Genomic DNA, 25,401 nt, shown 5'->3' with positions numbered 1-25,401 from the left:
TGTCAATGACGAGCTCCGCGCCGCATCTGTCGAAATCCTACCATAGGGTATGAGGCGGGCCGCAGTTTGCTGGCGGTGTGTCGAGCCAGATTCGAAACTTAACTACAATAGAGCAGGAAGAAAATGGGCGAGAACAGGAAAGTTGCTCTGGTTACGGGCATAACGGGACAGGATGGCGCCTATCTTACCCGTCTTCTGCTGGAAAAAGGCTACATCGTTCATGGGATTAAGCGACGTTCCTCTTCCTTCAACACGGGTCGCATCGAAGACATTTACCAAGACCCGCACGATTCCGATCCGCGCCTAATTTTGCATTACGGTGACCTCACTGATGCGACTAATCTCATCCGAGTAGTTCAGGAATCCCAGCCAGACGAGATTTACAACTTGGCCGCTCAGAGCCATGTCCAGGTGTCGTTCGAAACGCCGGAATACACAGCAAACGCCGACGGTATCGGAACATTGCGACTTCTTGAGGCGATCCGCCTCCTCGGTCTGAAGGACAAGACCCGCTTCTATCAGGCCTCGACTTCAGAGCTCTACGGCCTCGTGCAATCCGTACCGCAGAACGAAACAACGCCCTTTTATCCGCGCAGCCCTTACGCCGCCGCCAAGCTCTACGCCTACTGGATCGTGGTCAACTATCGCGAGGCCTATGGTATCCATGCTTCCAACGGCATTCTCTTCAATCATGAAAGCCCACTGCGCGGCGAAACTTTTGTGACGCGCAAGATCACCCGCGCCGCCGCTGCTATCTACCTCGGCAAGCAGGACAAGCTTTATCTCGGCAATCTCGATGCTCAACGCGATTGGGGCCATGCGCATGAGTACGTGCGTGGTATGTGGATGATGATGCAGCAGGATCAACCGGATGATTACGTGCTGGCGACGGGCAAGACGACCCCTGTCCGCCAATTCGTCGAATGGGTTTTCGAAGATGTCGGCGTCGAGCTCGAATGGCGTGGTGAGGGAGTCGACGAAAAGGGCTATGATGTCGAGACCGGCAGATGCCTAGTCCAGGTAGACCCACGCTACTTCCGCCCCACGGAAGTCGATCTTCTCCTGGGCGACGCCACCAAGGCGAAGGAGAAGCTCGGCTGGGTGCATGAAACATCCGTGCGCGAGCTTGCCGCGGAAATGGTGCGGGAAGACCTCAAGGTCATGCAGACATCGGTAATCATGAAGGAAGCATAATGTACGATATGAAGGGCAAAGCCGTGTGGGTCGCGGGCCACAAGCGTATGGTGGGCAGCGCTGTTGTAGGCCGCCTCGCGTCTGATGACTGCAAAGTTATGGCCGCCCTGACGTTTCCCCCAAATTTTATCCAGTCGTGCGCGGAGCGTTTCACGTTGCGCAGCGCGAGCGACCGTCGCGGGTTGAAGGTCGATGCAAATTCGTTGGGTGTCTGCCATCCGATCTGCGAGTGTGGACGCGCGCCGTTGTAATCGGCGCGCCATTGAGTCTCGCGCGGGGCTGGGCCAGGGACGTGAACCGCGTCTCGTTGAGGAGTTCATCGCGAAGGGGCCGTTGAAGCTCTCGCGTTAGGGTCATAGCCAACCTGTGACTGTGAACTCGCGGAAGCGATTTACGGCAAGCGCACACAGCAGCTCGTCCACGGCGTTCGTACATGAAGTTTGGAAAGTTATAATACGGGTACACACCTCCATGGCGGAACATTATCTCCAATATCTCAGCGATTACCGGAAGGTATCTGCCTTCACCTACCTCGGCCTAGTGCAGAATCTTGGCCGGATGAACTCGGCACTCTTGCTGCACACCAACGGTCCGTCCCGCGCGAAGTGCGATCATACCGCCGCAGCTTACCTTCAAATCCGGCACTGGCTTGGATCTAGATCCAAGCCGACGGCGCCGGGGATCAAATAAAAAGCCGCCGACCGAAGCCAGCGGGCTTGATTGGGATGGCCAGCGCGGACGGTCAAGGCTGCGCCGCCGACCATGGCGGAGGGACCACCTTGGTCAACGGCACGGCCCGATGACGGCGTGCCGATGTACCACAACATGCGGGGAGATAGAGCCTTCCGGCGTCGCGGAAAAAAGCCCGCCGGTTTTGAGCCAGCGGGCAAGTTCTGGAGTGGCTGAGATCAACCCAGCATCAGTCAACGACCGGCGGAAGGGTTGGTTGCAGTGGATGCCAGTTAGCCGCAGCATGCTGTGAATCGTAACAATGTGAAAAACTCTGGACTTCTAGGTCGGACTCGCCCCAATATTTGTTTGGGGGAATTCACATGAAAATTGGAGCACTCATCGCAAGTGCAGCCCTGTGCGTCAGCGGCTGCTCTACGAGCACTGTCGTGTCGGACAGCGATCTCACGGCAATGAATACCGTTGCGCTATGTCACGTTCTCGCCAGCAGCACGGACGAACAGTATCGTAGTCGGGTAGCGGCCCTTCTAGTGCGCAGGGGCGCAACAGCAGAGAAGTGCACCAGGCTTGTGCAAACCGACAATGCTGTCGCGACAGGCATAGCGATCGCGGCTGTCGGCGGCGCAGCTGTGGGTGTCGCTGCCAACAACGGCTATGGAGGCGGAACATATTACCGGCCACCGCCACCACAAACCTATGGCGTCGCGTGGGACCAATTCTATGGCCAGAATTACAGCATTATCTGGCGCTGCCGCGACCGGTCCACCGGGCGGTTTCGTGACGATTACCATTGCGCCGGCCTGCCCATGGTCGACAGCGCATGGCCGGGCTGGTCGGCGTAGCGGATGAGCAGGCCATACCGCAAATATCGATCCAATCGGTGGCAGAGACCCACCGGTGCCAAGCTGTGGCGGCGCCAACTTGCGAGCGTGCCGGCAATGCTCAGTCTTACGGCAGCGGCGGCAGTGGCCGCCTTCCTGGCGCCGTCGGGCGCGCAACGTAGCGACGATGCATCAAAGGCCAGCCCACGAAGGGCGGCGCCCTCCTCGCTTACCGGTGTCGCTTCCGTCATTGACGGCGATACGATCGAAATCCACGGCCAGCGCGTCCGCTTCAACGGCATCGACGCGCCAGAGAGCCGGCAGCCGTGCCGCGATGCGAATGGCGCCGAGTATCCTTGCGGCCGGCGATCGGCCGAAGCGCTGGACACTTTCCTGGCCGCGTCGAGGCCGCTCGAATGCACATTCGTGACATGGGACCGCTACCACCGCTTTGTCGGCGATTGTCGGCGCGCTGACGGCGCGGGCGTAGCCGCCTGGATGGTCGAGCACGGCCAGGCGCTGGATTGGCCTCGCTACAGCCAGGGCGCCTATGCGGGGCTGCAGGCGCAAGCCCAAGCCTCAAAGATCGGCCTGTGGGCCGGGACGTTTCAGGCACCCTGGGAATGGCGCGCTGCGCACGCCGACGGCGCGGCGCCGTCGAGCCGCCCACTGGGCATCATCAGCCGTAAGCTGGTCGCGCAGAGCGGCTATTCTTGCGAGCCGCGGAGAACGTGCAAGCAGATCGGTTCCTGCGACGAAGCCAACTGGTACCTGCAAAACTGCTCATGGGGCGGAAAACTCGATCGCGACAAGGATGGGATCCCATGCGAAACTCTGCTAGCTGAAATGCGCGCTACGGCCTGTTCGGCTTTCCGCTTACACCGATCTAACGAAGACCATGCATGGGCGGCGCGGTCTGCTAACCCCATTTTTTGACGAGGTATTCAATATCTGAAGGGCAGAAAAAGTTGTTGTGACAATAGAGAGAAGACGGCTTAACTAAGACTTTCAAAACCGTTAAGTGTATACTGCCAGGCGATCAAGGCGTGATGTCGCCCTGTCGGGGGGGCGAGTAAAATGCAGACTGTGATGAGTCAAAGCTGGCAAGCTATGGCCAGTGGACCTACCGTGGTGCCTGGGCCCTAGAGATTGCGGCCGCAGCGATTGGTCTTACGACAGGTGTAGCATTAGGCGTACAAGCGTTTTCTGCAAGCGAGTCTGTCACTGCAATGGATTTGACGCTCGCCAGTGCACCCTTTCTCATGGTGGCAATCGCGGAGCTCACCAAGATACCGATAGCTACACTGCTTTTCAGCGCGTCTTGGCTCTGGAAGCCCATAATCTTGGTCTTCCTCCTGGTCCTTGCAGGCATCACTTTCGAAACTGTCTTTATGGGGATGGAGAGGGCAGGCGCATTGCGTCAGCTGCGTTATGAGGAGCTCGTAAACAAGATTGATGCCCTTGAGCAGGAAGCGACAAAGCTCGCCTCTGCTGACGAACTTGGTCGAAGAGCCGATCAGGTCGATCAAGCCCGTTCCGAAATTGAGCAGCTGACCTCTCTTGCGGAAAAATCGCGTGCTACCTTTCAGTCGCAAATTGCCGAGGCCAATGCGGAATTGGAGGGAACGAAAGCCCTTACTCCAGAGGCCTCGCGTGTTCGCGATCAAGTGGAGGAGAAAAACGCGGTTCGATCGGCGCTGATTCAACAGCGTGATCGCGAAGTTAAAGACGCTGTCGATCAGTTTGAGCGCCAACGCGACAGCTTTGTTGAACGTATCAAGATGGCGCGCGATTCAGGCGACAGCGACTCGGCACGCAGGCTAGAATCGGAAGTGGCTAAACTTGCCAACCCCCGCACGAAAATTATCACCAAGTTCGACACTCAGATTGAGCCGCTCGATCAAGAGATTGCTGCGCTGCGCGAAAATTTCGATCGTTTGCGGGCAAATAGCCCTCCTATGACTACTGACCAGAGGCAGAAGCTTGTCGATAGGCGTTCGTCTCTGGAGCAAACGCGCGATAGTGATGCCGCGGCTTGGCAGCGTCGATTGGATGAAGCGGGCAAACGGCTCGCAGATGCCCAGGCGGCAGAAGCCAACAAGGCAAACACCTCGGCGCAAAACCAGGTCAGACAGGACCAGATTGCCAAAGCCCTCAGCGCCTTGGCCAAGGAGCGGATCCCCATGGCGCGGACAGATCAGGTCCGCCGTATTGCCTCACGGTGGTACGGCAGCAAACCTGAACTGGTGACTGAGGCACAGGCCGGAATAATCTCTGTGATTTGGTTCGGCTCGCTCGCGCTCATCGCCGCGCTCGCGGGACCAATTACGGCAATGGTCGCTCTAGCGCTCCAGCGCATTGCCGCCCGAGAAGAGGACAATTCAGACAGCAAGACTTCCAGGCTGCTCCGTAGAATGCTTCTGAGTTGGCGGTGGCGCCGAATTCGGACGATTAAGGTACCAGTCGAAGTTATGGTCGAGAAAGAGGTTGAGAAGCGGGTTGAGGTGCCTGTGAAAAGGTGGTCAAAGAGATCCTCTATGTTCCGCTCTTCACCGATGATCCCGAAGTCCTTCGCAAGGCCCTCGACCAGGATTTGCCGCCTGAGGTCTCAGACCTCGTGACGGTATCAATGAAGGGTCGCAAAAGTGCTCGTCCGGCATAATACCACCCTGCTTGAGCAAGCCGTCGATCTCGCCGTCAAAAGGTCAGCGATTCCAACCTTGCAGGCTCAAGCCGCGGCCCAAGAGAAGACAGCCCGAGCGACCGCCTTTCGCCGAATGGCGACTGGCGGAGCCATTGCAGTGGCGGCGGTCGGGATTGGGCTAGGCATCAATCTTGGTCTATGGGACAAAACCTTGCCGGAGCCGGCGGCTTTGCCGACCATAGAGCAGCCAAGCGATCTCACCTCCCCAAAAGATGAGCCGCCTATTCCTGTTCCAACTCCAAAGCCAACTCAGGAGCAGGCGCCCAGGCTGACGTCCCTACCAAGCCTGACGTGGTGACCGTCGACTTCAACAAGTTCGCCACCAAGAACGTCGAGTTCCAAGGCACCACTTGGGAGTTAATCACAGGTCACCACTTCAAGGATGAGAACGACCAAACCTGGGACCGAGCGTGGTGTTACTCTCGGCGGAGTGTGAACGGCGTAGACGTAAATGTATCATTGGCAGCTCGTTCTGCCCCGACAGCGCCACCAGCCGGGCCTGGCGCTGCTGCTCAGACGCTTCAGTTGGTCGGCCCGCGAATGCCGCCGCCAATATCCGGCACTGATCCGCTTCACTCCAACGACGCCGCCGCTCCGGCCGGTCAATAACGTCATATGGCTCATGCTGTGCTGCTAACTTCGCTCGTAAGGACGACCTTAAGAGCGCAGCCTCGCTACCGTGCCGTCCCCTCGCAAGGCGGCCTTCGCCGGAGGGTATCGACTTTCCGGCTCGCCAAGATTCTGAAGGGGCCATACCAGATCGAGAGCGTACAAATGCGGTGGGCACTCCGTAAAGGAGGCTCCCGCACACAAACTCTAATCTCGCGTTTCGTTTCTAACCAATGCGAATAGACCACTCTCGACATTCTGTAATTCCTCCAGAAGCCTACCTGCCTCAGCCTTGGTAGTGGATGTAGCTTGATCTTCTGGCATCTCATATTCCATAAATTTGTTGTGCGATGCCGTAGTCTTGCAATGACGCAGCTTTTCCCGCAACGCTTCGGATAATACGGGAGCGTGCTTGGTTAGGTAATTTTCAAGTTGCTCCTCGATTGTAGAGAAGCGGCTAGCGACATCGGCGCAAGCATCGTCCCAATCCATATCGGGATGAGAGTATCTGGGCGTTATTCGGCGATAAAGTGTACCGAACTCGGCTACAGCTTCAAGCTCGCGGTCGAAAAGAATTTCTGCTTTCCGAAGCTTGAGTTTGTGCAGTTCACTTTCTTTTGCTAGCTCATTTTTGAGGCGCTCTAGCTCTGCATTGAGCGTGGCTTTATGGCCCTCTATTGTACGATCTGTGATGAATTGAGATATAAATGCGCAGATAGCAACAAGTACAACCCCGCCGCCACCCAAAAGCGCAACCACGCTACTGCCAAAACTGACCACAACTTCTGAAGTAGGCAATCTTCATCCCCCCGGTTAATTATCCAACAGCATATAGATGTCTGCTTCAACAAACGATAGGCAGAAAGCCGACCTTCCGCAAACCACCCCGACTAGGCCGTTGGCATCTGCCCGGCCTGCTGAAGCCGAGAAATGATTTCCCACGGTTGATGAGGGGCCGACAACAGAGTGGCTGCTTTTGCCGTCAGAACATCGATTGCTGCCGTTAAGCCGGCGCGTATAAGGTTTGGGAATGGGGCCCCAAGCGAACGCGGAATGTTCGCTTGGGGGCGGTCCCCCAAGGGCGGCGGCCGAGTAGAAGGTCCTGACCTCTTGCTGTCAGTCCATACCTCGGCTCTTGGAATGAAGCCCAGATTGATCTAAGTGGATCCGGATCTGGTTCATCCGGCACTTTCGATTGAGGCAGCCTAGCACGATAAAACGCGCCTAGTCGCCAGCGCACTTGTGAGAGGTCCAAGTCTGCGATTAAAGTCCATGCAAACGATGCAGTGGGAGGGGACTGTGCACAATTATAATTTCCGGCTGACGTGTCTTGCTTGAGACTGTGGCGACAGCGCGGCAACCAAATACTTGGCCGTCGATCGACAACGCTATGCCCAAGGAGCAGGGCGGCCCCGTCGCAAGACAGGGTTTCTCTTATCAGGATGAGATCGCAGTCGGGTTTTTACTCGATATGATCGAAGATGCGGGCCTAACCAAAATCCACTTCGAGACCCACGATGATCTGATCCTCGTTCGCGCTTTGGGCACAACCCAAGGCAAGCCGACGGCCGAGTTCGTTCAGGTTAAAGCCGGCGAACCCGATAAGCTCTGGTCGGTCGCTGACATCTGCCAGCGCAAGAAGAAGGACGCCGTGGGCACGTCGATCTTCGAGACGTCACTCGGGCGCGATCAACACGATGAGGTCGCCTCGTTCCGTATGATAACCCTTCGTCCCGTCATTTCCGACTTGGCCCCGCTCGCCTACGCTTTCGGCGCGGATGGCCGGAGACCCGGTTGCGACGCTCTGACGGCGCTGGAGTCGGCCCTGAATGCCCGCTTCCCCGGATTGAGGTCGCCGAAGAATAACGACTGCAGGTATTGGCTGGAGAACTGTCTCTGGGACGTGCGTCACGATCTGAAGACAGTTCAAAAGGCCAACACCATTCGGCTTTTCTGTCTCGCGGAAACGGCGGGCCAGCCGCTGCTGCTGGAGCAGATAAATGTGCTCCTCACCGAGATGCGCGCTTGGGTCAAGGCGGCTGGCGACGCCAAATGGATCCCCGACAAGGCCCGGAAGATAGTCACGCGCGCGGAAGCCGTTGGTTGGTGGCAGCAACGGCTCGCTAAACTGGCGCAAGGCGCACGTCCTTCCGGTGGTGCGCTCGCCGAGAAGATGAAGGCGGCCGACCTTCCGGAATCGCTCATCGCCATGGCCGTGGACCTTCGCCTCGGCTATGCCGCGAAGGTCCGAACTGCGACCTACATGGAGCCGGAAACTGCAGAAGTACTGCAAGAACAGGTCAAATCCGCGGTTCAATCGCTCAGCGCCGACCTCGCCGCAGGCATCCTCGATCTGAAAGGACCCCAGTTCCATGCCCGTTGCTTGGTGGAGATGAATGCCCTCAACGCCGCGCGCCCGAGCGGGGCCAAAGATCAGGCCGCGTTCCTCAAGGGCTGCCTTTATGACATCGCGGATCGATGCTTGTTGCGTTTCGACAGGGTTGTCTTGTGAAGTCGCTCGCCCGTCTCGGAAGGCAACCGGCGAGCCTACCGCTCGCGGCCGATGATATCCTTGAGTTTCATGCCGCGAGACTGCTGCTCCTGATGCACGTCTGTGGCACATCCGGCCGGATCGACGGCCTGACGAAAATGGCCAAGCTGGACTTTTTCACCCGGTATCCCGACTTTTTTGAAGCAGCGCGCGCCGCGGTCGACAAGGCGGTCAAGGCGCCAACCGGCGAGGCCGACGCCGTGGAATCCTCGATGGTGCGGCACCACTACGGACCTTGGGATAAACGGTACTATCAGGTGCTCGGCGTACTCGAGGCCAAGCAGTTGATCATCGTGACCAAGCAAAAGCAGTCCTACCAGATCGCTCTGTCGCCCCTGGGCAAGGAGCGGGCCAAGGCGCTTGCCGCTAGGCCGTCTTTCCAAGATCTCATCACCCGCCAACGCGAGGTGAAAAAGGTGTTCGGCTCGAAGTCCGGCACCTTCCTCAAGGATCTCATCTACCGCCTGTTCGACAAAGAAGTCGGCAAGCGCACCCTCGGTCAGGTTATCACCCCATGAGTGGCCCTCGTCTATCCGTCACATCCGTCGATCGACGCCTAGCGACCGGCAATGTCGAAACCTTGGAGTTCGAAACTGGCGTGAACGTCTTCGTTGGACCGCCCAACACAGGCAAGACCAAATGGCTCCAGACGCTCGACTTTCTGCTCGGCGATCCCGGCGCCAATCCCTACGAGAGCGCTGAAGCGGAGGGCTTGGCCGAGAAGTACGCTGCGGCCGGGGCCGTCCTTCAGATCGGAGAAGACGCCTTCCGCATAGAGCGCCGCTGGACCGAGCCAGGGGCCAAGGGAAAAGTCTTCGTAGACGGTGAAGGCATGCCCGCTCGTGAGTTCCAGCATTGGCTCATGGAGAAGCTGGCGATCCCCGTAGTGAACTTTCCCAAAGGCAATCCGATGTCCGGCCAGACTTGGCCCGAACTCGGCTTCAGAAGTCTGCTTCGCCACATCCATCGGCAACAGCGGTTCTGGGGCAGTCTCGTCGATCTCCAGCCTGACGCGGAGTTCCACGCCAGCCTGCTGTCTTTTTTAGGCCTAGCCGACCGCGTATACAGCGAGGACTACGGCGCGCTAGTGAAGCTACGCCTCGAAGCCATGAGCCTTCGGGCGAAACGCGAACAGTACGGCCAGACCCTGAATGATCTGGCGGCCGATCTCCTCGATGACGACGATGTTAGCCTTGGCGTAAGCGACACAACTATCTTCGCCGCCCAGCAGCGGCTACGCGACACCGTCCAAAAGCTTCAAGACAAGCGCATGCATGTCCTCGCCGAGGCTAGCGCACGGACCATCCCCCTTGCTCAGCGGTCTCGGGTCGAGTCTCTCAGTTACGCGCGGGCGGAAGCGCTGGAGGCTTTGACCGCTGTCAGCCGTAAGCGCCAGGCTGCTGAGGAACGCCTCAAGGACGTCTTGACATACCGGAAGGATCTCGCTGACGAGATCGACCGGATGGCTCGCGCGGCGGATGCCGGCGACATCCTTTCCGATCTGCGCGTTACCCATTGTCCAGCCTGCGACCAGGCGCTTAAGGCCGCTCATGATCCGGAAAACTGCTTCGTCTGCCACCAGCGTCTCCCCGACGCCCCCGAGATCGAGGGGCTCGGTGTCGTGCGTCTTCGGTTTGAACAGGACCGGTTAAAAGGAGAGCTGAAGGAGGCCGATGATCTCCTTGATGTCTTGCGTCGCGATGTCAAAAAGCAGGCGTCGGAGGCGTGGTCGGCGGAGCAAGTCTTGCGCGCGATAGAGGTCGAGCTCGGCCCGGCGCGTCAGGCCGTTGCCGCGCTCGCCCAGGCCGACGTCAGCGCGATCGATGTCGCCCTAGGTCAGGCCGCTGAGCGTGCCAAGCAGATGGATCGCGTGACGGCGGCGCTCGAACTGGGCAAGTCGCTGACCGCCCAGGTCGAAGCGCTTGAAGACCAGATTAGGCCGCTTGCGGACCGGGTCGACGAGTCCTTCAGGGCGATCGACTTCGACGCGGCGTCACAATGGCTTGAGGACGGAATGAACGCCTATCTCGAAGCCCTCAATCGCGAGCGGCCCCACACATGGAAGCACAGTCCGGTCGAGATCGATCTGACACGGTCTAGCGTCACCTTCCGGATCGGGCGTAAGAAGTGGCAGGGTGCCCTGGGCGGGACCGACACCCTCTATTTCCTGATGGCCTACAACTACGGCCTTTTGTCTCTCAGCCCTCGCCCAGAGACCCACTACCCGGGACTGGCTATCATCGACGTTCCCGGCGAGTTTTCCGGCGAGTCTGTCGGAGACAAAGAGAACTTTATTGTTCAGCCATTTATCGATCTTCTGAACGGCGAGGCATTAGAGGGGGCTCAGCTGATCATCACCGGCTCCGCCTTTACTGGCCTGACCGGCGTACACGTTCAAACCCTGACCCACGTTCACATCGCGTGATCCCGCCCGCGAACGCATCCAATATCCGAAAGGCCGACACCAGTGCCTGCGGGTATCCGCAGGCTCGCCGGATCCAACGTCCGCTCCACGGTAATTATCGAACGTCTGCAGTTGGCGCATCGACGACTGTCAGGGGATCGCCAGCAAGGTCTGCTATTAAGAAGCTGCGAAGTGTGCCCCTAGGCCGAGACGAGGGCGCGCAGCCGCCTTCGAATTCGCATCAGGCCTGACCGTCCGCTTTCAGCGAAGGCAAAGTTTGCTTGAACGACCGAGACTGGGCGCAGAGCCGGCATTGGTTCGGGGCAGATCAGCTCGTCTATTGTGGCCTATGTTTCGGCTTGCCGCCGGCAAATTGCTTCAATGCATTTGCCCGCCTAGAAAGGTGCCCCCTCGGATTCACTGGTCGCTGTCACTTAGTCGGACCCTGAAATTGCCTGCCGCCGCGATTTCTCTGACTTGTCGACGACAGGGAGCCCTTCCTTTCTGGCCTTGGCAAACGCTCGATCGCTCTCCAGGAACTCCGCCAGCATGAACGGGATCAGTTCCGCTACCGATTCGGACTCGCCATAGGTCTGACGATAAAGGGCCGCATAGTCCTTCAGTGCTTGGTTCAGGTCTGCACTTACGCTTATGGTGATCTTCGAAGGTGTCCGATCCGGAAGTTTGCCGAGTTTCAGATTGGTCATGATGACTCCAGTCAATTCGGGTACGGCCGTAGCACAAGATCCTTGTGCACGATGACGCGCAGTGGCCAACCAGGGCGGACGGTGATCGTGGGCTGAATATTGAGGTTCTTCTCGGTGATGCGCTGGCCAGCTTGACTAACGTTCTGCTGAGCGGATTCGCGGATTGCTTTGACCAGGTCGCTTTCGTCTTGCCCGAGGCTCAGCTCCGTGCCGACCCCCAGCAACGTGGCCAGCGCAACGCCTTTCATCAGCTGCCAGGTGTGGAAATCCACCTTGTCCTCAAGCCCGGCATAGCCGGCGGTGTCCGTCGCCGGCAGATTGTCGATTTCGATCGAAGAGCCGTCGGGCAGCAGTATCCGTTGCCAGACCAGCAGCGCGCGCCTTTGTCCAAAGGCAACAACGCTGTCATAGGTGCCAATCAGGCGAGAGCCTTGCGGAATGAGCAAGGTGCTGCCGGTGACTGTGTCGTGCACATTCTCGGTGACCTGTGCGACGAGGAGGCCGGGCAAGTCGGAATTGATGCCAGTGATCAGGCTCGCTGCGATGACGCTGCCGGCCATCAGCTGATACGGCGAAGCCGGCGTCTGCAGTGCATGCAGATTGTAGATTCCACTTGTGTTCCGCTGGCTGACAAAATCGAGCTTGCGCTGTTGATTGTTTTGGTCGTCCTCGGCCGGTGCAACGGAAGCTGAATCGCGTGCGGCATCGGATTGTGGAGCCGTTCCATCAAAGGGTGGACGCCCGCCCTGCCCGTTGCCGGCGGCATCCGCTTGCCGGGGTCGATTTTCGATCCGGAAGAAGACTTGCGATTCGCGCGCCTCGATCGCCTGCTGTGCAAGGCGCTGCTCCTCCGCCGAAACCTCCTGGCCCGGCGCAATGCCCAGCTGGCGTTGGTGCTCAAGGATGGGGCGGCCGAGGTCGCCGGGCAGCGGTGGTCCAAGCACCGCAGGCTTGGGCTTGATCCCGGAATAGTCCTTAGGCAGCCTTTCAATTGCCTCCGCGGTTGGCTTCCGCTCAGTGTTGTAAAGCTCTTCAGCCTGCTCTTTGATGCGCAGCGCCGGTCCCTGCAGCGCCATCATGGTGACGCCTAGAACGGTCCCGGAACCAACAGCAGCAATGGCGACAATAATGCCGCGCTTGAAGCGCACAGCGCGGCGAGGCGAGGCCCGCAGCTGCAGCTGTTCTGGATCGAGTTTCGGTGGAGCATCGGAGCGGGAAGTATCCGTCATGGGCCGTCCCTCACCTGCTGGAACGCGAAAAGAGCAATATCCGCCGCGGCGCTTGCCTGCCGTCGGTCCTCGTGATGCGCACCACCTGCTGCTGCTTGGCGCCGAGGCGCAGTTCGGCCGCGGCGAAAAGGCGATCGACAATGTAATAGTTGCCCCGTATGCGGTAGTTGACGAGCTGGTTGTCCCCGTCAGCACCGACGATGAAGAGCGGCGGGGCCTCGCCCTGATCGATGCGGCGCGGAAACTCGATGTAGACCTTGCTGCCATCATCGAACGCGCGCGTCGGTCTCCAGGGCGGCATGTCGCCGGTAATCGAATAGCGGAAGCGAATATTTTCGAGAGCCACATTCGACGCCACTGGCATAGCAGCCTCGGCCTGCGCATTGCGCCGGCGTAGCGCGATGATCTGGTCCTCGCTGTAGGTCCAGGAGATTGCCGCCATGGCGGTCTTATCCGTGCTTTGAAGCTGCAGGTGATAGCTTCGCCGGTCCGTGGTGATCACCAGATTGGTGGCAAGTCCTGGCGCGAAGGGCTTCACCAGCACATGGGTGCGCTGGTCATCGCCGGAGCCACTGACGGTGTCGCCAATTACCCAGCGCACTGTATCGCCGGCCGACACGGATTGGAGTTTCTCCCCTGATTGCAGAGCGATATCGCTGACGCGCTCCGGTGCGGCATAGAGCTGGTAGAGCGCGCCTTCGGCAAAGGGGTAAACCTGCACCGCATTCACATAGCCATATTTGGTGGGTTGCTGCGTCGCCGCCTTGTTGGCATCGGCGACACGTTCTTCAGGCGAGCGCTTGTCTTCAGCAGCCTTGCCCGGCTCGGGCTGCAACTGGCCGGGCAGCGGCAGCGGTTTCGGCACTTCCACGACCTTGACGGGCTTCTCCGGCGCCTTCTCGATTGCCGCCGGTTGGAACTTGGCAGCATCATAGGAAATCTGAGGTGGCGGCACCGGCTTCGAGGCACAGGCGGAGATGACCGCAGCCGACGTCGACAGGACCAGCGCAGCGCGGAGCGACGAGAGTCTATTTATCATTGGCGGACTCCTTTGGGGGAACGGAAGTCTGCGCGGCACTGTCGAGCTCGCGCGACCAGTCGATGGCATTGATGAAGACGCCGAGCGGGTTTTTGCGCAGCTGATCGGTATTGTTCGGCGGCCGGATCACAATGGTGAGGATCCCGGTCCAACGCGTTGTGCTGGCGAGGCTGCCGCGCTCAAAGACCTGCTCGGTCCATTTGACTTGAAAGGAGCTGTCGGACGCTCGAACCACGCTCGTCACCTGCACCGAGACGCTGCGCGTGCCGATCTTGCCGAACGGATCATTGGCCTTAGCGTACTCGTTGAGAAAGAGGGCTGCACGGTCGGTGGCAAAGTCGTAGGCCGAGAGCCAATTCTGCCGCACCAGCACCGCATCGGTGGAGACGGAGCGGACATTCTGGATGAAATGGCCGAGATGCCAGGCAATCTGGGCATCGTCGGGCTCGTAGGTTTGGATTGCCGGCGCGACAGCCCGTGTTTCACCGAAGCGGTCGACCTCGACAACATAAGGCACGACGCGGCCCTGCATCGACTGCCAGAAGAGTCCACCAGAGAGCCCGATGGCCAGAGCGAGGCAGCCAAAGGCCATCAGGCGCCAGTTCCTTGCCTGCACGCGCGCAGTGCCGATGCGCTCGTCCCAAAGTTGGGCCGCCTTCTGGTATGGTGTGACGGGGTGGGGCGTCTTCCCGTAACGCTGAACAGGTCGCTTGAAGAGCATCTAATCTTCCTTATCGTTGAGAGAGGGGTTGGCGCCGCTTCCACCCCGATCGCCATCGCGGACGGCCTGCGTGGCGGCGTGGCGATGGGCGCGCGCGGTCTGTTCGGAACGCAAGCGCCTCGCCCACGCCGGCGCGGCATTGGCACCTGACGCGGCAGGGTTTCCGGTCATTGATGCGGTCGGCGTGCCGCCGGTCGAGGTCCAGGCGGCATCGCGGCCGGCATCGGCGTTGCGCCGGAATGGTTCTGTTGCAGATCGCATTCCCCGCATCGCGGCGCCGCCAGCTGCACCGGCAACGCCCTTCAGTCCAGCAGCTACGCCGGAGAGGCCGGACTCGGGCGATGTTGCACGCCCCATCTGCCAAGCTGTGGAAGCAGCCGATCCCATGGCCGTTCCGGCTCGAACGGCGGCGAGACCGCCGCCGGTTGCCATGCGCGCGCCGGCAAGCGTCGCACCTCCGGCAACGAGCGTTGATCCGGCGGCCGCCGCGGTGGTTCCGAGTGCGGCGCCGGCGCCCAGCTGCGGCGCGCCGGAAACAAGACCCGAGGCGATCCCTGGCCCGAAAATGCCGAGCCCAAGCAGCGCCAACGCGCCCAGTACCTGTGACATGGCCGCGGCCAAGTCCGGCTCCTTGCCTTGCAGCGCGGAAGCGAACTCGCCGAAGAGCGTAGAGCCGATGCCGACGATGACAGCAAGCACCATCACCTTAATGCCCGACGAGATCACATTACCGAGCACGCGCTCGGCCAGAAACGCCGAGCGGTTCCAGAGCGCGAAGGGCACCAGAACAAAACCGGCCAATGTGGTGAGTTTGAACTCCAGGATGGTGATGAAGAGCTGAATTGAAAGAATGAAGAAGGCGATGAGGACCAGAAACCAGGCGAGAAGCAGCACGAAGATGGTCAGCGCGTTGCCAAAGATCTCGGGGAAGCCGACTAGCTGGCTCGCTTGATTGAGCAGCGGCCAGGCGCCCTCGAAGCCGGCCGCGGCAATGCGGCCTGGCCGCAGGAGACTGTCGGCGGACAGATTGCCGGCCGATGCGTTGATGCCGAGCCCGGCAAAGGAATGGTAGATGATGTCGGCGAGGTTCTTAAAATTGTTCAGGATGAAGGCGAAGGCGCCGACATAGAGCACTTTTCGGACAAGCCGGCCAAGAACATTGGGCTCGCCGCCGAACGCCCAGACCAGGCCTGCCAGCGTGATGTCGATGCCGATCAGGATGGTGGTGAGAAAGGCGACGTCGCCCGAAAGCAGACCGAACCCGCTATCAATATAGCGGGTAAAAGTCTCCATGAAGCGATCAATGACGCCGAGGTCATTCATGTCGCCGCCTTCCTCGTTGTCTTGAAGAACTGCTGATCAGTTGCCGGGATAGGCCGTACCGGTGCCCAGGAAACGCTTCGTCGTCTCGCGGGCGGCTTCCTCGGACTGCGCCTTGCGGGCAGCATCTTCGGCTTCAGCCCGGAACTGGGTCGCGAGCAGCGTCTGGATCTGGATCTGCTGCTTGGTCGAAAGCGCGATCAGCTGATTGGTGGCCTGGCTTGCCTCAAGGGCACCTGCCGCGCCCTGACTGCGGTTGACGAGATCGGTAAGCAGGTCGCCGTCGGCCCGCACGTTCTCCACGATCTGCGACTGCGCGCTCATGGTTTGGCGGAACGCCTGCATGGCGTTTTGCCAGCGCTCGCGCGCGGCGCTCGCCACATCGCTGACCTTGATTGTGGCGTCGTAGCTTTCCGGATATTGCACACGCCACTGGTTCTGAAGCTTGTCGAGATCGAAGCTCAGGCCGCTGGCCTGGGTCATCAGGCCGTCGATCCGTTGGAGCGAACCTGTGAGCTGGCCGACGGAAGAAAAATCCAAGCGCTGAAGATTCCGCGCCATGTTCTGCAGCATCGTCGCCTGGTTCTGAAGCGACTGGATCTGGTTGTTTATCTGCTCCAGGGAACGTGCCGCTGTCAGCACGTTCTGCGTATAATTCGACGGATCGAACACGATCAGGGCGTGGGCCGGCTGGACGTAGTCGGCCATCGGTTTTGCGATTAGGGAAACGGTGATCAGGCTGGTGAGAAGGCGGCGCCGCATCATGACGATTGCTCCTTGTCTGGTTGAGGGAATTGCTGGAGAAGCTCGGCAGCCCGATCGAGGCCGCGCGCACTCAGGAACCGGAAGGCAAAGCTGTCCTGCCCGTGCTCTGACAGGACGTTGTCGATCAAAGCTTGCGTGGCCGGATCAGAGGCGCCGCAGAGCGCAAGAGCGATCGGGCCGAGCCCGAGCTCGAAGAGGCGGTTGCCGCGGCGCGACTGCACATAATACTGGCGCTTCGGTGTGGCACGGGCGACCAATTCGATCTGCCGCTCGTTCAGACCAAATCGCTCATAAGCCACCCGCGCCTGCGGTTCCACGGCACGGTCATTGGGGAGAAAAATGCGCTGTGGGCAGCTCTCGATGATCGCCGGCGCGATGGAAGAGCCCGCGATGTCGGCAAGCGACTGCGTGGCAAAGATCACCGACACGTTCTTCTTTCGCAGCACCTTCAGCCATTCACGGATGCGGGCGGCAAAGAGAGGGTTGTCGAGATAGACCCACGCCTCGTCGAGCATCAGCAGCGTCGGCCGTCCGTCGAACCGCTCCTCGAGACGATGGAACAGATAGGTGAGCACCGGGAGCACAGCGCCTTGGCTGTGCATCAGCTCTTCGGTCTCGAAACACTGCACATCCGACAAAGCCAGCCGATCTTCATCGGCATCGAGCAGCCGGCCGAAGGGACCGTCGAGCGTGTAGGGCATCAACGCGGCCTTGAGCCCATTGGACTGAAGCAGAACCGACAGGCCCGTCAGCGTGCGTTCCTGCACCGGCGCAGTGGCAAGGCTGATGAGTGCCGACCAGATCGCCTCCTTTACCTCCGGCGTAACGCTGACATTCTCATGGGCAACGAGGCCGGCGATCCATTCCGCCGCCCAGCTGCGAGTAGCCTGGTCGCCGATATTGCTCAGTGGCTGGAAGGCAAGCGCACCATCCGCGCCCAGCGCGTGGTGTTCTCCGCCCATGGCCAGTGTTGCCGCACGAGCCGAATTGCCCTTGTCGAAGACATAGACCTGCGCCCCGGCATAGCGTCGAAACTGCAGAGCGACTAGCGCAAGCAGAACCGACTTGCCGGCACCCGTCGGCCCAACGACCAGCATGTGGCCGACATCGCCAACGTGGGTGGAAAGCCGAAACGGTGTCGACCCGTTCGTCTCTGCGAAGAGAAGCGGCGGGGATTCGGTCCCAGTCACGTTGGTGAGATGCTCGTTATCCACCGGACCGGCCCACGCCGACGACAGCGGCATGACATGGGCAAGATTCAGCGTGTGAACGAGCGGCTGGCGAACGTTAGCGTAGACATGACCGGGCAACGAGCCGAGCCACGCCTCGACCGCATTGATGCTTTCACGGATCGTGGTGAAGCCGAGCCCATTGACTATGCGCTCAACCGCTCGGAGCTTTTCCGCGGCGGCCTGTCGGTCCTGGTCCCATACCGTCACCGTTGTGGTGAGATAGCCGAAGCCGACGTGATCGCCGCCCAATGCCTGAAGGGCGACATCCGCATCGAGCGCCTTGTTGTCGGCGTCACTATCGACGAGAGGGACGGGTTCGTTGGTCACGACCTCGCGCAGGATGGCTGCGACCGATTTGCGCTTGGCAAACCACTGACGGCGCAACCGGGTCAGTGTCTTTGTGGCTTCCGTCTTGTCGAGCGGGATGAAGCGCGTCATCCAGCGGTAGGCGAAATCCTGATGGTTGAGCGCGTCGAGGATCCCTGGCCGGGTGACGTTCGGGAAACCAAGGATGGTGAGGGTGCACAGATGCTGCTCACCCAGCATCGGCTCCAGGCCGCCGGTAAGCGGCGCGTCAACCAGAACACCGTCGAGATACATTGGCGTTTCCGGCATGGCGACCGGATGGCGGTAGGTCGAGATTGTGCCGTGCAGATAGGTTAGCGTCTCGGCATCATCGAGGGCGCGCACTTCCGGCATGAACCCGGACAGCAAATCCAGGACGCGGTCGGTCTCGTCGCGAAACCACGCCAGCTCCTGGCGCCAGTCTCTAGCCGCTCCCGAGTGATGCGAGTCGACCAGTGCGCTTTCCGCCCGCGCCTGGCCATCTGGCGCCGGCATGAAGACCAAGGTCAGATGATAGCGACTCTCGAAGTGCGCGACCTTGCCCTCGAAGGCCGCGCGCCTTTCCTCATCGACCAGCCATGAGGCAGCATCGGGAAAAGCCGAGCTCGGATAGCCCAGCGCTTCAACGCGCTCGGCCTCGAAAAACAACCCCCATCCGGAGCCCAACCTTCGTAGCGCATTGTTGGCTCGTGCGCAGATGCCGACCAACTCGGCTTCGGTCGCGCTTTCAAGGTCGGGGCCACGGAACCGGAAGGTTCGCTGGAAGCTACTGTCTTTATTGAGCACGATGCCGGGCGCGACCAAAGCGGCCCAGGGCAGATGGTCGGCAAGCCGATCGGCTTTGCCGCGATACTCCGAAAGGTTCAGCATGCAAGCCACCCCTTCAGGCGAAGATGACGGACAAGCACGCTGGCGAAGTCCGGATCGCGGCGAGCGGCAAAGACCGCGAGGGTGTGGCCGGCGATCCAGAGCGCCAGTCCGGCGATCCACTGCTGCAGGCCAAGGCCTATTGCCGCGGCCACCGTGCCGTTGAGGATCGCCACCGCTCGCGGCGCGCCGCCCAGCAGGATCGGCTCAGTCAATGCCCTGTGAACGGGGACTTCGAAACCCTCGACATGCTGCTCTCCGGTGGCCATCAGACGAGTGCCCCGCCGCCGAAGGAGAAGAAGGAGAGAAAGAAGCTCGATGCCGCGAAGGCGATCGACAGGCCGAAGACAATCTGGATCAGCCGGCGAAAACCGCCTGCCGTGTCACCGAAAGCAAGGGTCAGGCCGGTGGTGATGATGATGATCACCGCGACGATCTTGGCGACCGGTCCCTGCACCGACTCAAGGATCTGCTGCAGCGGCTGTTCCCAAGGCATGCCGGAGCCCGCTGCGTGGGCCGGGAGGGTGAGAAGAAACGCGAGCGCGGTGGACGAAAGGAAGCGAAGCTTCTTGAGCATGAGGTGACCTTTCAAAACTGCTGGAGTTGCGGAAGCGTGAGCGGGGTGACGGCGTAATCACCGCTGCTGTCGAGACCGGTGACCTCAGCGATCGCGTCAATGCGGCGCGAGGATCCGCGCCCAGCGATGAAGACGATCAGATCTACCGCATCAGCGATGAGGCGGCGGGGAACGGTGACGACGGCTTCCTGGGCGAGCTGCTCGATACGGTAGAGAGCGGAGCGCGCCGAATTGGCGTGAACCGTCGCGATGCCGCCGGGATGCCCGGTGTTCCATGCCTTCAGCATGTCCAGGGCTTCCGCGCCCCTGACTTCGCCCACGATGATGCGGTCGGGTCTGAGCCGCAGGGTCGAGCGCACGAGATCGGCGAGCGTGACCGACCCCCGCCTCGTCCTCAGGGCAACGCAATCCTTCGCCGCGCATTGCAGTTCGCGCGTGTCCTCGATCAGGATCACCCGCTCGTCGCAATCGGCGGCTTGTGCCAGCAGCGCATTGGCAAGTGTTGTCTTGCCCGACGACGTGCCGCCGGCGACCAGGATGTTGCGCCGCTCGCGGACCGCCTTCTGCAGCGCATCGGCCTGCAGCGGCAGCATGACCCGGTCGGCGACATAGTCGGCCAAAGTGTAGAGTTTCGCCGCAGGCTTTCGGATGGCGAAGCATGGCCCCAGCACGACAGGCGGCAGCAGACCCTCGAAGCGCTCGCCCGATGGCAATTCGGCGCTGACAATCGGATTGTCAGCATGCGCCTCGGCGCGCACGTGGGAGGCGACCAGGCGGATGATGCGTTCGGCCTCAGAAGGATGCATGTGCACGCCGGTGTCGACCCGGCCTTCACCCAACCGGTCGAGCCGCAGCGCACCGTCGGGATTGACCATCACCTCAATGACGGTCGGATCGGCAAGGGCTTCGGTGATCGCCGGACCCATGGCGGTGCGCAGCATGACGCGGCGGCGATGGTCGGCTTCGGGATGAGAACTCATCCTTCCCCTCCCCTGCGATCGTCGGTGCCAAGTGACCGTTTCCCGGAAGCGATTTGGCGGCCGACCTGTTCGACGAATTTGTCGAAGCGCTCCTGGGCAATCGCTTGCGTGGCCCTGTCCGGCACCGGCGTGTGAGCATGAAGCGTGATCGAAAAGCGGATGAAGAGCGCCAGGCTCTCCAGGATCATCTCGACATCGCGCCTGACATGTCCGAGGTCGCGGGAAAGACGGTCGAGCCTCTTGCCGTAGCGCTGGTCGAGTTCATTCTCCCCACGCCGCTCGATAAAGGTCTCGACCGCGTGCGCCACAATGGCCGATTTGGTGGTCGATGGATTGCGGCTGAGGTTCTCCAGCTTCTGGCTCAACTCGGGTTCAAGCAAAAACTGGTGACGAATGCGGTGGGGCTTCATGCTGCTCGTTCCCTCTGACCGGCGCTGATGCACCGGCGACGGGAACGAGCATCGTCGAGATCCTCGAAATCGCTTACGGCCGTTATCTACGCTGAGATGCGCCCGCGTATGGCGCGCCGTTCAGAAGCCGGGCACGATGTCCTTGTCGTCGCCCATTCCCTCGTTGAGGCCGTACGCACGTGCGGCGGTGGAAATCCGATCCATGACGCGCTTGTCGGCGAGCGTCTCGCAGTCATCGTCTGCGGGCGTGAACAGATCGCCCTGATCAGGCTCCTGGACGACGAGGGTCCGTTCTTCGGGCAGGCCCGGATGGCGCTGCTGCTGGACACCTCCGTCTTCGATTGCCGCGCCGGCACTGTCGTCGTCGCCAGCAAGACGCCGATCCACGCCGCGCACCTGTCCGCTCCAATCGTCCGGGCGCGACGTGGGCCGATCCGCGTAGGCACCGTCGCGCAGCACCGGCGAAGGCAGCACTCGCTCCGTGAAATTCGGATCCTGGTAATAACGCAACTTCTTGGCGCGAATCGGCGGCAATCCCGAAACCAGGATTAGCTCGTCAGCCTGCGGCAACTGCATCACCTCACCCGGCGTCAGCAGGGGGCGAGCGGTCTCTTGGCGGCTTACCATGACGTGGGACAACCAGGGCGCCAACCGATGGCCGGCATAGTTGCGCATCGATCTGAGTTCCGTCGCGGTACCGAGCGCGTCCGAGATGCGTTTGGCCGTGCGCTCGTCATTTGAGGAAAAGGCAATCCGCACATGGCAATTGTCGAGAATGGCGTTGTTCTCGCCATAGGCTTTGGAGATTTGGTTCAACGATTGCGCTATCAGATAAGCGCGGATGCCGTAGCCTGCCATGAAGGCGAGCGCAGTCTCGAAGAAGTCGAGCCGACCGAGCGCCGGAAATTCATCCAGCATCATCAGGAGCTGATGCTTGCGGCTCTTCTTTGGATCCCCCTCCAGGCGCTCGGTCAGCCGCCGGCCGATTTGATTGAGCACCAATCGCACCAGGGGCTTAGTGCGCGAGATATCCGACGGCGGCACGACCAGATACAGCGACATCGGTCGCTCGGCATCCACAAGGTCGGCAATGCGCCAGTCGCAGGCCGATGTTGCCGCGGCCACCGTTGGATCACGATAGAGCCCGAGAAACGACATGGCGGTCGAGAGAACGCCTGAGCGCTCGTTCTCTGACTTGTTCAGCACCTCACGAGCCGCCGAGGCCACGACCGGATGGACCTGAGGCTTGTCCACCGTGCCGAGGTGGTTTGTGGTCAGCATCCGCTGCAGTGTCGCAGCGAATGAGCGTTGCGGGTCCGACAGGAAGGTGGCGGCACGGGCGAGTGTCTTTTCCTCTTCGGCGTAGAGCACGTGCAAGATGGCGCCAACTAGGAGTGAATGACTGGTCTTCTCCCAATGGTTCCGCCGCTCCAGCGCGCCTTCCGGATCGACGAGAATGTCGGCGATGTTCTGAACGTCGCGGACCTCATCTGGACCTTTGCGCACTTCCAGCAGCGGGTTGTACCGCGCCGATCTCGGATCGGTCGGATTGAACAAGAGACAGTGCGAGAACTTCGACCTCCAGCCAGAGGTCAGCTGCCAGTTCTCGCCTTTGATGTCGTGAATGACGGCCGAGCCGGTCCAGGAAAGAAGGGTTGGAACAACGAGTCCGACGCCCTTGCCCGAACGTGTCGGCGCAAAGGCCATGACGTGTTCCGGTCCGTCATGGCGCAGATAGCGATAATTCAGTTCGCCAAGGAAAACGCCGGCCGGCTGAAACAGCCCCGCCTTCTCGATCTCCAGCTTCATGGCCCATCGTGAGGACCCATAGGTGGTGACCAACCCCCGCTGCCGTGCGCGCCAGAGGGACCCAGCTATCGCGGCGGCACAGCCCAGGAACCCGCTGGCTCCGGCAAGTATGCCAGCCTTGTCGAAGACTTCAGGCGCATAGGCGTCAAATTGGAACCACCATTCGAACAGTTTCCACGGCTGGTAGATCGGCCAGCCGACTGTCACAAACCATGGCGCGCCCAGTGGCGGCTGATAGGAGAGCATGTAGGCGCACCATTGGGTTGCAGTCCACACGCCAAGAATGACAATTGCGAATACGACAGCGATCTGCCCAATCAGCAACTTCGTGGGTGTCAATGGCTTGCTCCGCTCTTCTGGGCAGACGGACCAAACATCGCGCCGAGCGATGAGAATTCGAACGGCCGCTACGTGCGACTAGGTGCGATGACAAGGTTGATAGGCATTGTTCAGCTGCGAACAGCAAAAATCCGCCGCAGCAACCGATCGGCGGTGCCAGGTACGCGGTTTGGTCGCAGAAGATGTTGGGGCTTCAGGTGCGGGCACATTGAAGATGTGCTGACAGACAAACCTTTGGAGCCGACGCGTTTGTGCGATTAGCGAGCTGAAGGGCTCGGCGAGAAGTCGTCGTTCTCAATCGGGCGACGGGGATACATCGGCGAAGACGGCATAAGGCAGGATGGGCCAGACCGAGCCGACGGCAAGGTCGTAGCCAAGGCCTTGGAGCGCATAGCGCCTGGCCGGGAGGCCGCCGCCAGTCAGGCTTACGCGGCGCGTCGTTGAGCGAGGTGAAGACCCGAACGGGCTCGACGAGGGTCCACGGCGGTCACAATGTTGTGGTGGTGATCGCAGTAGACGCGATCCGGCGAAGTTGGCCCAGCACAAAAACGATAACCGCCAGGTACAGAAGCGTCTTCGCTCACCGGGAAGCGGCACTGATACAGGCCTAGCTGAATGAGGGGGACGTCTCTCGAAGTTGGTCTGATATTTTCAGGCATGATGGTTTCCTAGTTCGTAGCAATTACCAGCTGACGGCCGCAGTGCGACCCGTCGGGACGAGCTTCTCTCGTTTTGGAGGGCTATGGGTCACCATATGGTGTTGGTAGCACCATCAATGAAGCCCTACGCCCTGCTTCTGAAGCCAATAGTTTGCGACTTAAGGCCACACGCGCGAACGCATTGGCAATCTACCATCGTGTCCCCGAGGCACTCGCCCGCCGCGGTTTGCCGGCGGCGGGGTGGCACTGGCTTGTGGGGCCCTAGGCCCACTCGCGGCGCTCGCACTCGATCTCGGTGCGGGTTTGCCGTGTCTCATCGCCCTGTCAGCGCCTTGCAAATGAGCGAAACCAAGCTGTCGCGCGCTCGCTCGTGGAGTGCGCCTTTCGGCCGCCATGCAAGGAAATCATCAACGCTCATCCAATCAGCCGGGTTTGTGTCGGCGTCTGGCTGGCTGAATTCCACATACAGATGCAGTTCGTCCGGCACGAAGACGACCCTCCACAATCCTTTGATGTCATTGGCAAGGTTGTAGGCGAGGACGGTCATGGCGGGGCACTCCTTTCGCCGTGGAGCGTGCCTATCTCACGGGAAAATTCCATCACCAGAAGTTGGTATTGACGCTCGCGCTTTCTCAGAAATCCAACGTCCGCGTGATGCCGAAAGGTGCAGCTAGCTTTTTGTGTATCTCGATTGGGAACACGGGACCGCCGCGAAAGTTCGGTGCACGCAGCGAATCCTCCCCCTCCAGGTATTGCTGCAGATCGGTATTCCGATCGGGCCGCGCTCCCCGCAAGGGCGCGGGCCTCGGCCTGTGGTGCTCATGCCATCTACTTCGATCCGCAAGTGGAATATGATCTGGATAGAAGGACCCTCTCGGTGTGGTTCGTCGCCAGCGGTAAACGGTACGAGTTTGAGGGGGTACCGCCGGAAACCTTTGCCGCGTTCCGGGCCGCGTTCGCCAAGGGCCGCTATTTCAACGACCACATCCGCAACAATTTCCGCTACCGTCTGGTTGCGAGCGATAGCGACCCGGGATGACCTGACCTGCCGGCGGCTCAGTCGTCCTGTCGCTCCAACCGGCGGTTGGTGGACGCGTTGCCGCTGTGGCGCTTAGGGTTGGTTACGGTCCGCGCTCACCTGGCAAGCCCAACCCCCCGGCATCCCCCCGCCTGGTGCAAAGCGTTTGATCGGTCCCGCCGTTCTGGCAGTGCGGCGGGACTTTTTTGCGGTCCAGGTGGAGCATCGGCGCGCGGGGAAGGCGCGGTGCACGCAGCACCTTTTCTCATCCAACGTACCCGGTGGCGCGCTGAAGGTCTCAACGTCGGTCTGCCGCCGGAGCTCAACTAGGGTCAGGACCCATTAATTTGTTGAGTTGATCTCTGTTGGGTGATTCAAGGTGGCAGGAGGTGCCGCCTTGAGTGATTTGCT

The 25,401-nt window shown here is 60.5% G+C and carries 22 protein-coding genes and 1 pseudogene; 8 read left to right on the top strand and 15 right to left on the bottom strand.

The features are described 5' to 3' along the window. The first annotated feature begins 123 nt into the window (after positions 1 to 123). Positions 124 to 1,194: a GDP-mannose 4,6-dehydratase gene (gmd, locus tag NKJ17_RS29980; protein WP_352691380.1), complete on the top strand. Its 1,071-nt coding sequence runs from the start codon at positions 124 to 126 to the stop codon at positions 1,192 to 1,194. Between the two features lie 142 nt (positions 1,195 to 1,336). On the opposite strand, the pseudogene NKJ17_RS29975 reads toward gmd, so the two are convergent. Beyond that, positions 1,337 to 1,538 (bottom strand): annotated as a pseudogene (locus NKJ17_RS29975) (integrase core domain-containing protein); the annotation flags it as partial. Positions 1,539 to 2,246: 708 nt separating this feature from the next. On the opposite strand from NKJ17_RS29975, the gene NKJ17_RS29970 reads away from it, so the two are divergent. The 3 genes from NKJ17_RS29970 to NKJ17_RS29960 all read left to right on the top strand — a co-directional run bounded on the left by NKJ17_RS29970 (position 2,247) and on the right by NKJ17_RS29960 (position 5,326). Then, complete coding sequence (locus NKJ17_RS29970) at positions 2,247 to 2,726, top strand: hypothetical protein (RefSeq protein WP_352691378.1); 480 nt, start codon at positions 2,247 to 2,249, stop codon at positions 2,724 to 2,726. 123 nt (positions 2,727 to 2,849) lie between these two features. Beyond that, complete coding sequence (locus NKJ17_RS29965) at positions 2,850 to 3,641, top strand: thermonuclease family protein (protein ID WP_352691376.1); 792 nt, start codon at positions 2,850 to 2,852, stop codon at positions 3,639 to 3,641. A 293-nt stretch (positions 3,642 to 3,934) separates the two neighbouring features. Further along, positions 3,935 to 5,326: a hypothetical protein gene (locus NKJ17_RS29960; protein WP_352691375.1), complete on the top strand. Its 1,392-nt coding sequence runs from the start codon at positions 3,935 to 3,937 to the stop codon at positions 5,324 to 5,326. 899 nt (positions 5,327 to 6,225) lie between these two features. On the opposite strand, the gene NKJ17_RS29955 is transcribed toward NKJ17_RS29960, so the two are convergent. Further along, positions 6,226 to 6,816 carry a hypothetical protein gene (locus NKJ17_RS29955; RefSeq protein ID WP_352691374.1) on the bottom strand — a complete coding sequence of 197 codons (591 nt, stop codon included), beginning with the start codon at positions 6,814 to 6,816 and terminating at the stop codon, positions 6,226 to 6,228. 592 nt (positions 6,817 to 7,408) lie between these two features. On the opposite strand from NKJ17_RS29955, the gene NKJ17_RS29950 reads away from it, so the two are divergent. The 3 genes from NKJ17_RS29950 (at position 7,409) to NKJ17_RS29940 (ending at position 10,994) form a co-directional block, all read left to right on the top strand. Continuing rightward, complete coding sequence (locus tag NKJ17_RS29950) at positions 7,409 to 8,530, top strand: dsDNA nuclease domain-containing protein (RefSeq protein ID WP_352691372.1); 1,122 nt, start codon at positions 7,409 to 7,411, stop codon at positions 8,528 to 8,530. Then, complete coding sequence (locus tag NKJ17_RS29945; protein ID WP_352691371.1) at positions 8,527 to 9,087, top strand: hypothetical protein; 561 nt, start codon at positions 8,527 to 8,529, stop codon at positions 9,085 to 9,087. The genes NKJ17_RS29950 and NKJ17_RS29945 overlap by 4 nt, the downstream gene beginning before the upstream one ends. 80 nt (positions 9,088 to 9,167) lie before the next feature. After that, a complete protein-coding gene (locus tag NKJ17_RS29940) occupies positions 9,168 to 10,994 on the top strand; it encodes a hypothetical protein (RefSeq protein ID WP_352691370.1) in 1,827 nt (608 codons plus the stop codon). A gap of 413 nt (positions 10,995 to 11,407) precedes the next feature. Here NKJ17_RS29940 and NKJ17_RS29935 read toward each other — a convergent pair whose 3' ends face one another. From NKJ17_RS29935 to NKJ17_RS29870, 13 genes are all read right to left on the bottom strand, one after another. After that, a complete protein-coding gene (locus NKJ17_RS29935) occupies positions 11,408 to 11,680 on the bottom strand; it encodes a DUF2274 domain-containing protein (RefSeq protein WP_352691368.1) in 273 nt (90 codons plus the stop codon). Positions 11,681 to 11,691: 11 nt separating this feature from the next. Further along, positions 11,692 to 12,909 carry a TraB/TrbI/VirB10 family type IV secretion system protein gene (locus tag NKJ17_RS29930; RefSeq protein WP_352691366.1) on the bottom strand — a complete coding sequence of 406 codons (1,218 nt, stop codon included), beginning with the start codon at positions 12,907 to 12,909 and terminating at the stop codon, positions 11,692 to 11,694. A 10-nt stretch (positions 12,910 to 12,919) separates the two neighbouring features. Beyond that, positions 12,920 to 13,948 (bottom strand): P-type conjugative transfer protein TrbG, encoded by a 1,029-nt coding sequence (gene trbG / locus NKJ17_RS29925; RefSeq protein WP_352691364.1) that lies wholly within the window; start codon positions 13,946 to 13,948, stop codon positions 12,920 to 12,922. Then, complete coding sequence (gene trbF / locus NKJ17_RS29920) at positions 13,938 to 14,669, bottom strand: conjugal transfer protein TrbF (protein ID WP_352691362.1); 732 nt, start codon at positions 14,667 to 14,669, stop codon at positions 13,938 to 13,940. Before trbF ends, trbG begins: the two co-directional genes overlap by 11 nt. Next, on the bottom strand, positions 14,670 to 15,992 hold the full coding sequence (trbL, locus tag NKJ17_RS29915) for a P-type conjugative transfer protein TrbL (protein ID WP_352691360.1): 1,323 nt from the start codon (positions 15,990 to 15,992) through the stop codon (positions 14,670 to 14,672). Positions 15,993 to 16,028: 36 nt separating this feature from the next. Continuing rightward, entirely contained in the window at positions 16,029 to 16,754 is a 726-nt protein-coding gene (gene trbJ, locus NKJ17_RS29910; protein WP_352691358.1) for a P-type conjugative transfer protein TrbJ, read from the bottom strand. Beyond that, positions 16,751 to 19,201 carry a conjugal transfer protein TrbE gene (gene trbE / locus NKJ17_RS29905; RefSeq protein ID WP_352691356.1) on the bottom strand — a complete coding sequence of 817 codons (2,451 nt, stop codon included), beginning with the start codon at positions 19,199 to 19,201 and terminating at the stop codon, positions 16,751 to 16,753. The genes trbJ and trbE overlap by 4 nt, the downstream gene beginning before the upstream one ends. Then, on the bottom strand, positions 19,195 to 19,467 hold the full coding sequence (locus NKJ17_RS29900) for a VirB3 family type IV secretion system protein (protein ID WP_352571685.1): 273 nt from the start codon (positions 19,465 to 19,467) through the stop codon (positions 19,195 to 19,197). The genes trbE and NKJ17_RS29900 overlap by 7 nt, the downstream gene beginning before the upstream one ends. Further along, complete coding sequence (locus NKJ17_RS29895; RefSeq protein WP_352547795.1) at positions 19,467 to 19,775, bottom strand: TrbC/VirB2 family type IV secretion system protein; 309 nt, start codon at positions 19,773 to 19,775, stop codon at positions 19,467 to 19,469. Before NKJ17_RS29895 ends, NKJ17_RS29900 begins: the two co-directional genes overlap by 1 nt. 11 nt (positions 19,776 to 19,786) lie before the next feature. Then, entirely contained in the window at positions 19,787 to 20,755 is a 969-nt protein-coding gene (gene trbB, locus NKJ17_RS29890) for a P-type conjugative transfer ATPase TrbB (RefSeq protein WP_352547796.1), read from the bottom strand. After that, positions 20,752 to 21,165 carry a CopG family transcriptional regulator gene (locus NKJ17_RS29885; RefSeq protein WP_352547797.1) on the bottom strand — a complete coding sequence of 138 codons (414 nt, stop codon included), beginning with the start codon at positions 21,163 to 21,165 and terminating at the stop codon, positions 20,752 to 20,754. Before NKJ17_RS29885 ends, trbB begins: the two co-directional genes overlap by 4 nt. 120 nt (positions 21,166 to 21,285) lie before the next feature. Further along, positions 21,286 to 23,313 carry a conjugal transfer protein TraG gene (locus NKJ17_RS29880; RefSeq protein ID WP_352691355.1) on the bottom strand — a complete coding sequence of 676 codons (2,028 nt, stop codon included), beginning with the start codon at positions 23,311 to 23,313 and terminating at the stop codon, positions 21,286 to 21,288. A 972-nt stretch (positions 23,314 to 24,285) separates the two neighbouring features. Next, positions 24,286 to 24,519 (bottom strand): hypothetical protein, encoded by a 234-nt coding sequence (locus tag NKJ17_RS29870; protein WP_352467844.1) that lies wholly within the window; start codon positions 24,517 to 24,519, stop codon positions 24,286 to 24,288. Between the two features lie 330 nt (positions 24,520 to 24,849). On the opposite strand from NKJ17_RS29870, the gene NKJ17_RS29865 reads away from it, so the two are divergent. Further along, positions 24,850 to 25,011 carry a KTSC domain-containing protein gene (locus NKJ17_RS29865; protein WP_352691353.1) on the top strand — a complete coding sequence of 54 codons (162 nt, stop codon included), beginning with the start codon at positions 24,850 to 24,852 and terminating at the stop codon, positions 25,009 to 25,011. Positions 25,012 to 25,401: the final 390 nt, after the last annotated feature.

It is taken from the genome of Mesorhizobium sp. M0208, from assembly GCF_040322015.1.
Lineage (GTDB): Bacteria > Pseudomonadota > Alphaproteobacteria > Rhizobiales > Rhizobiaceae > Mesorhizobium.
This window is presented reverse-complemented; position numbering and strand designations above follow the sequence as displayed.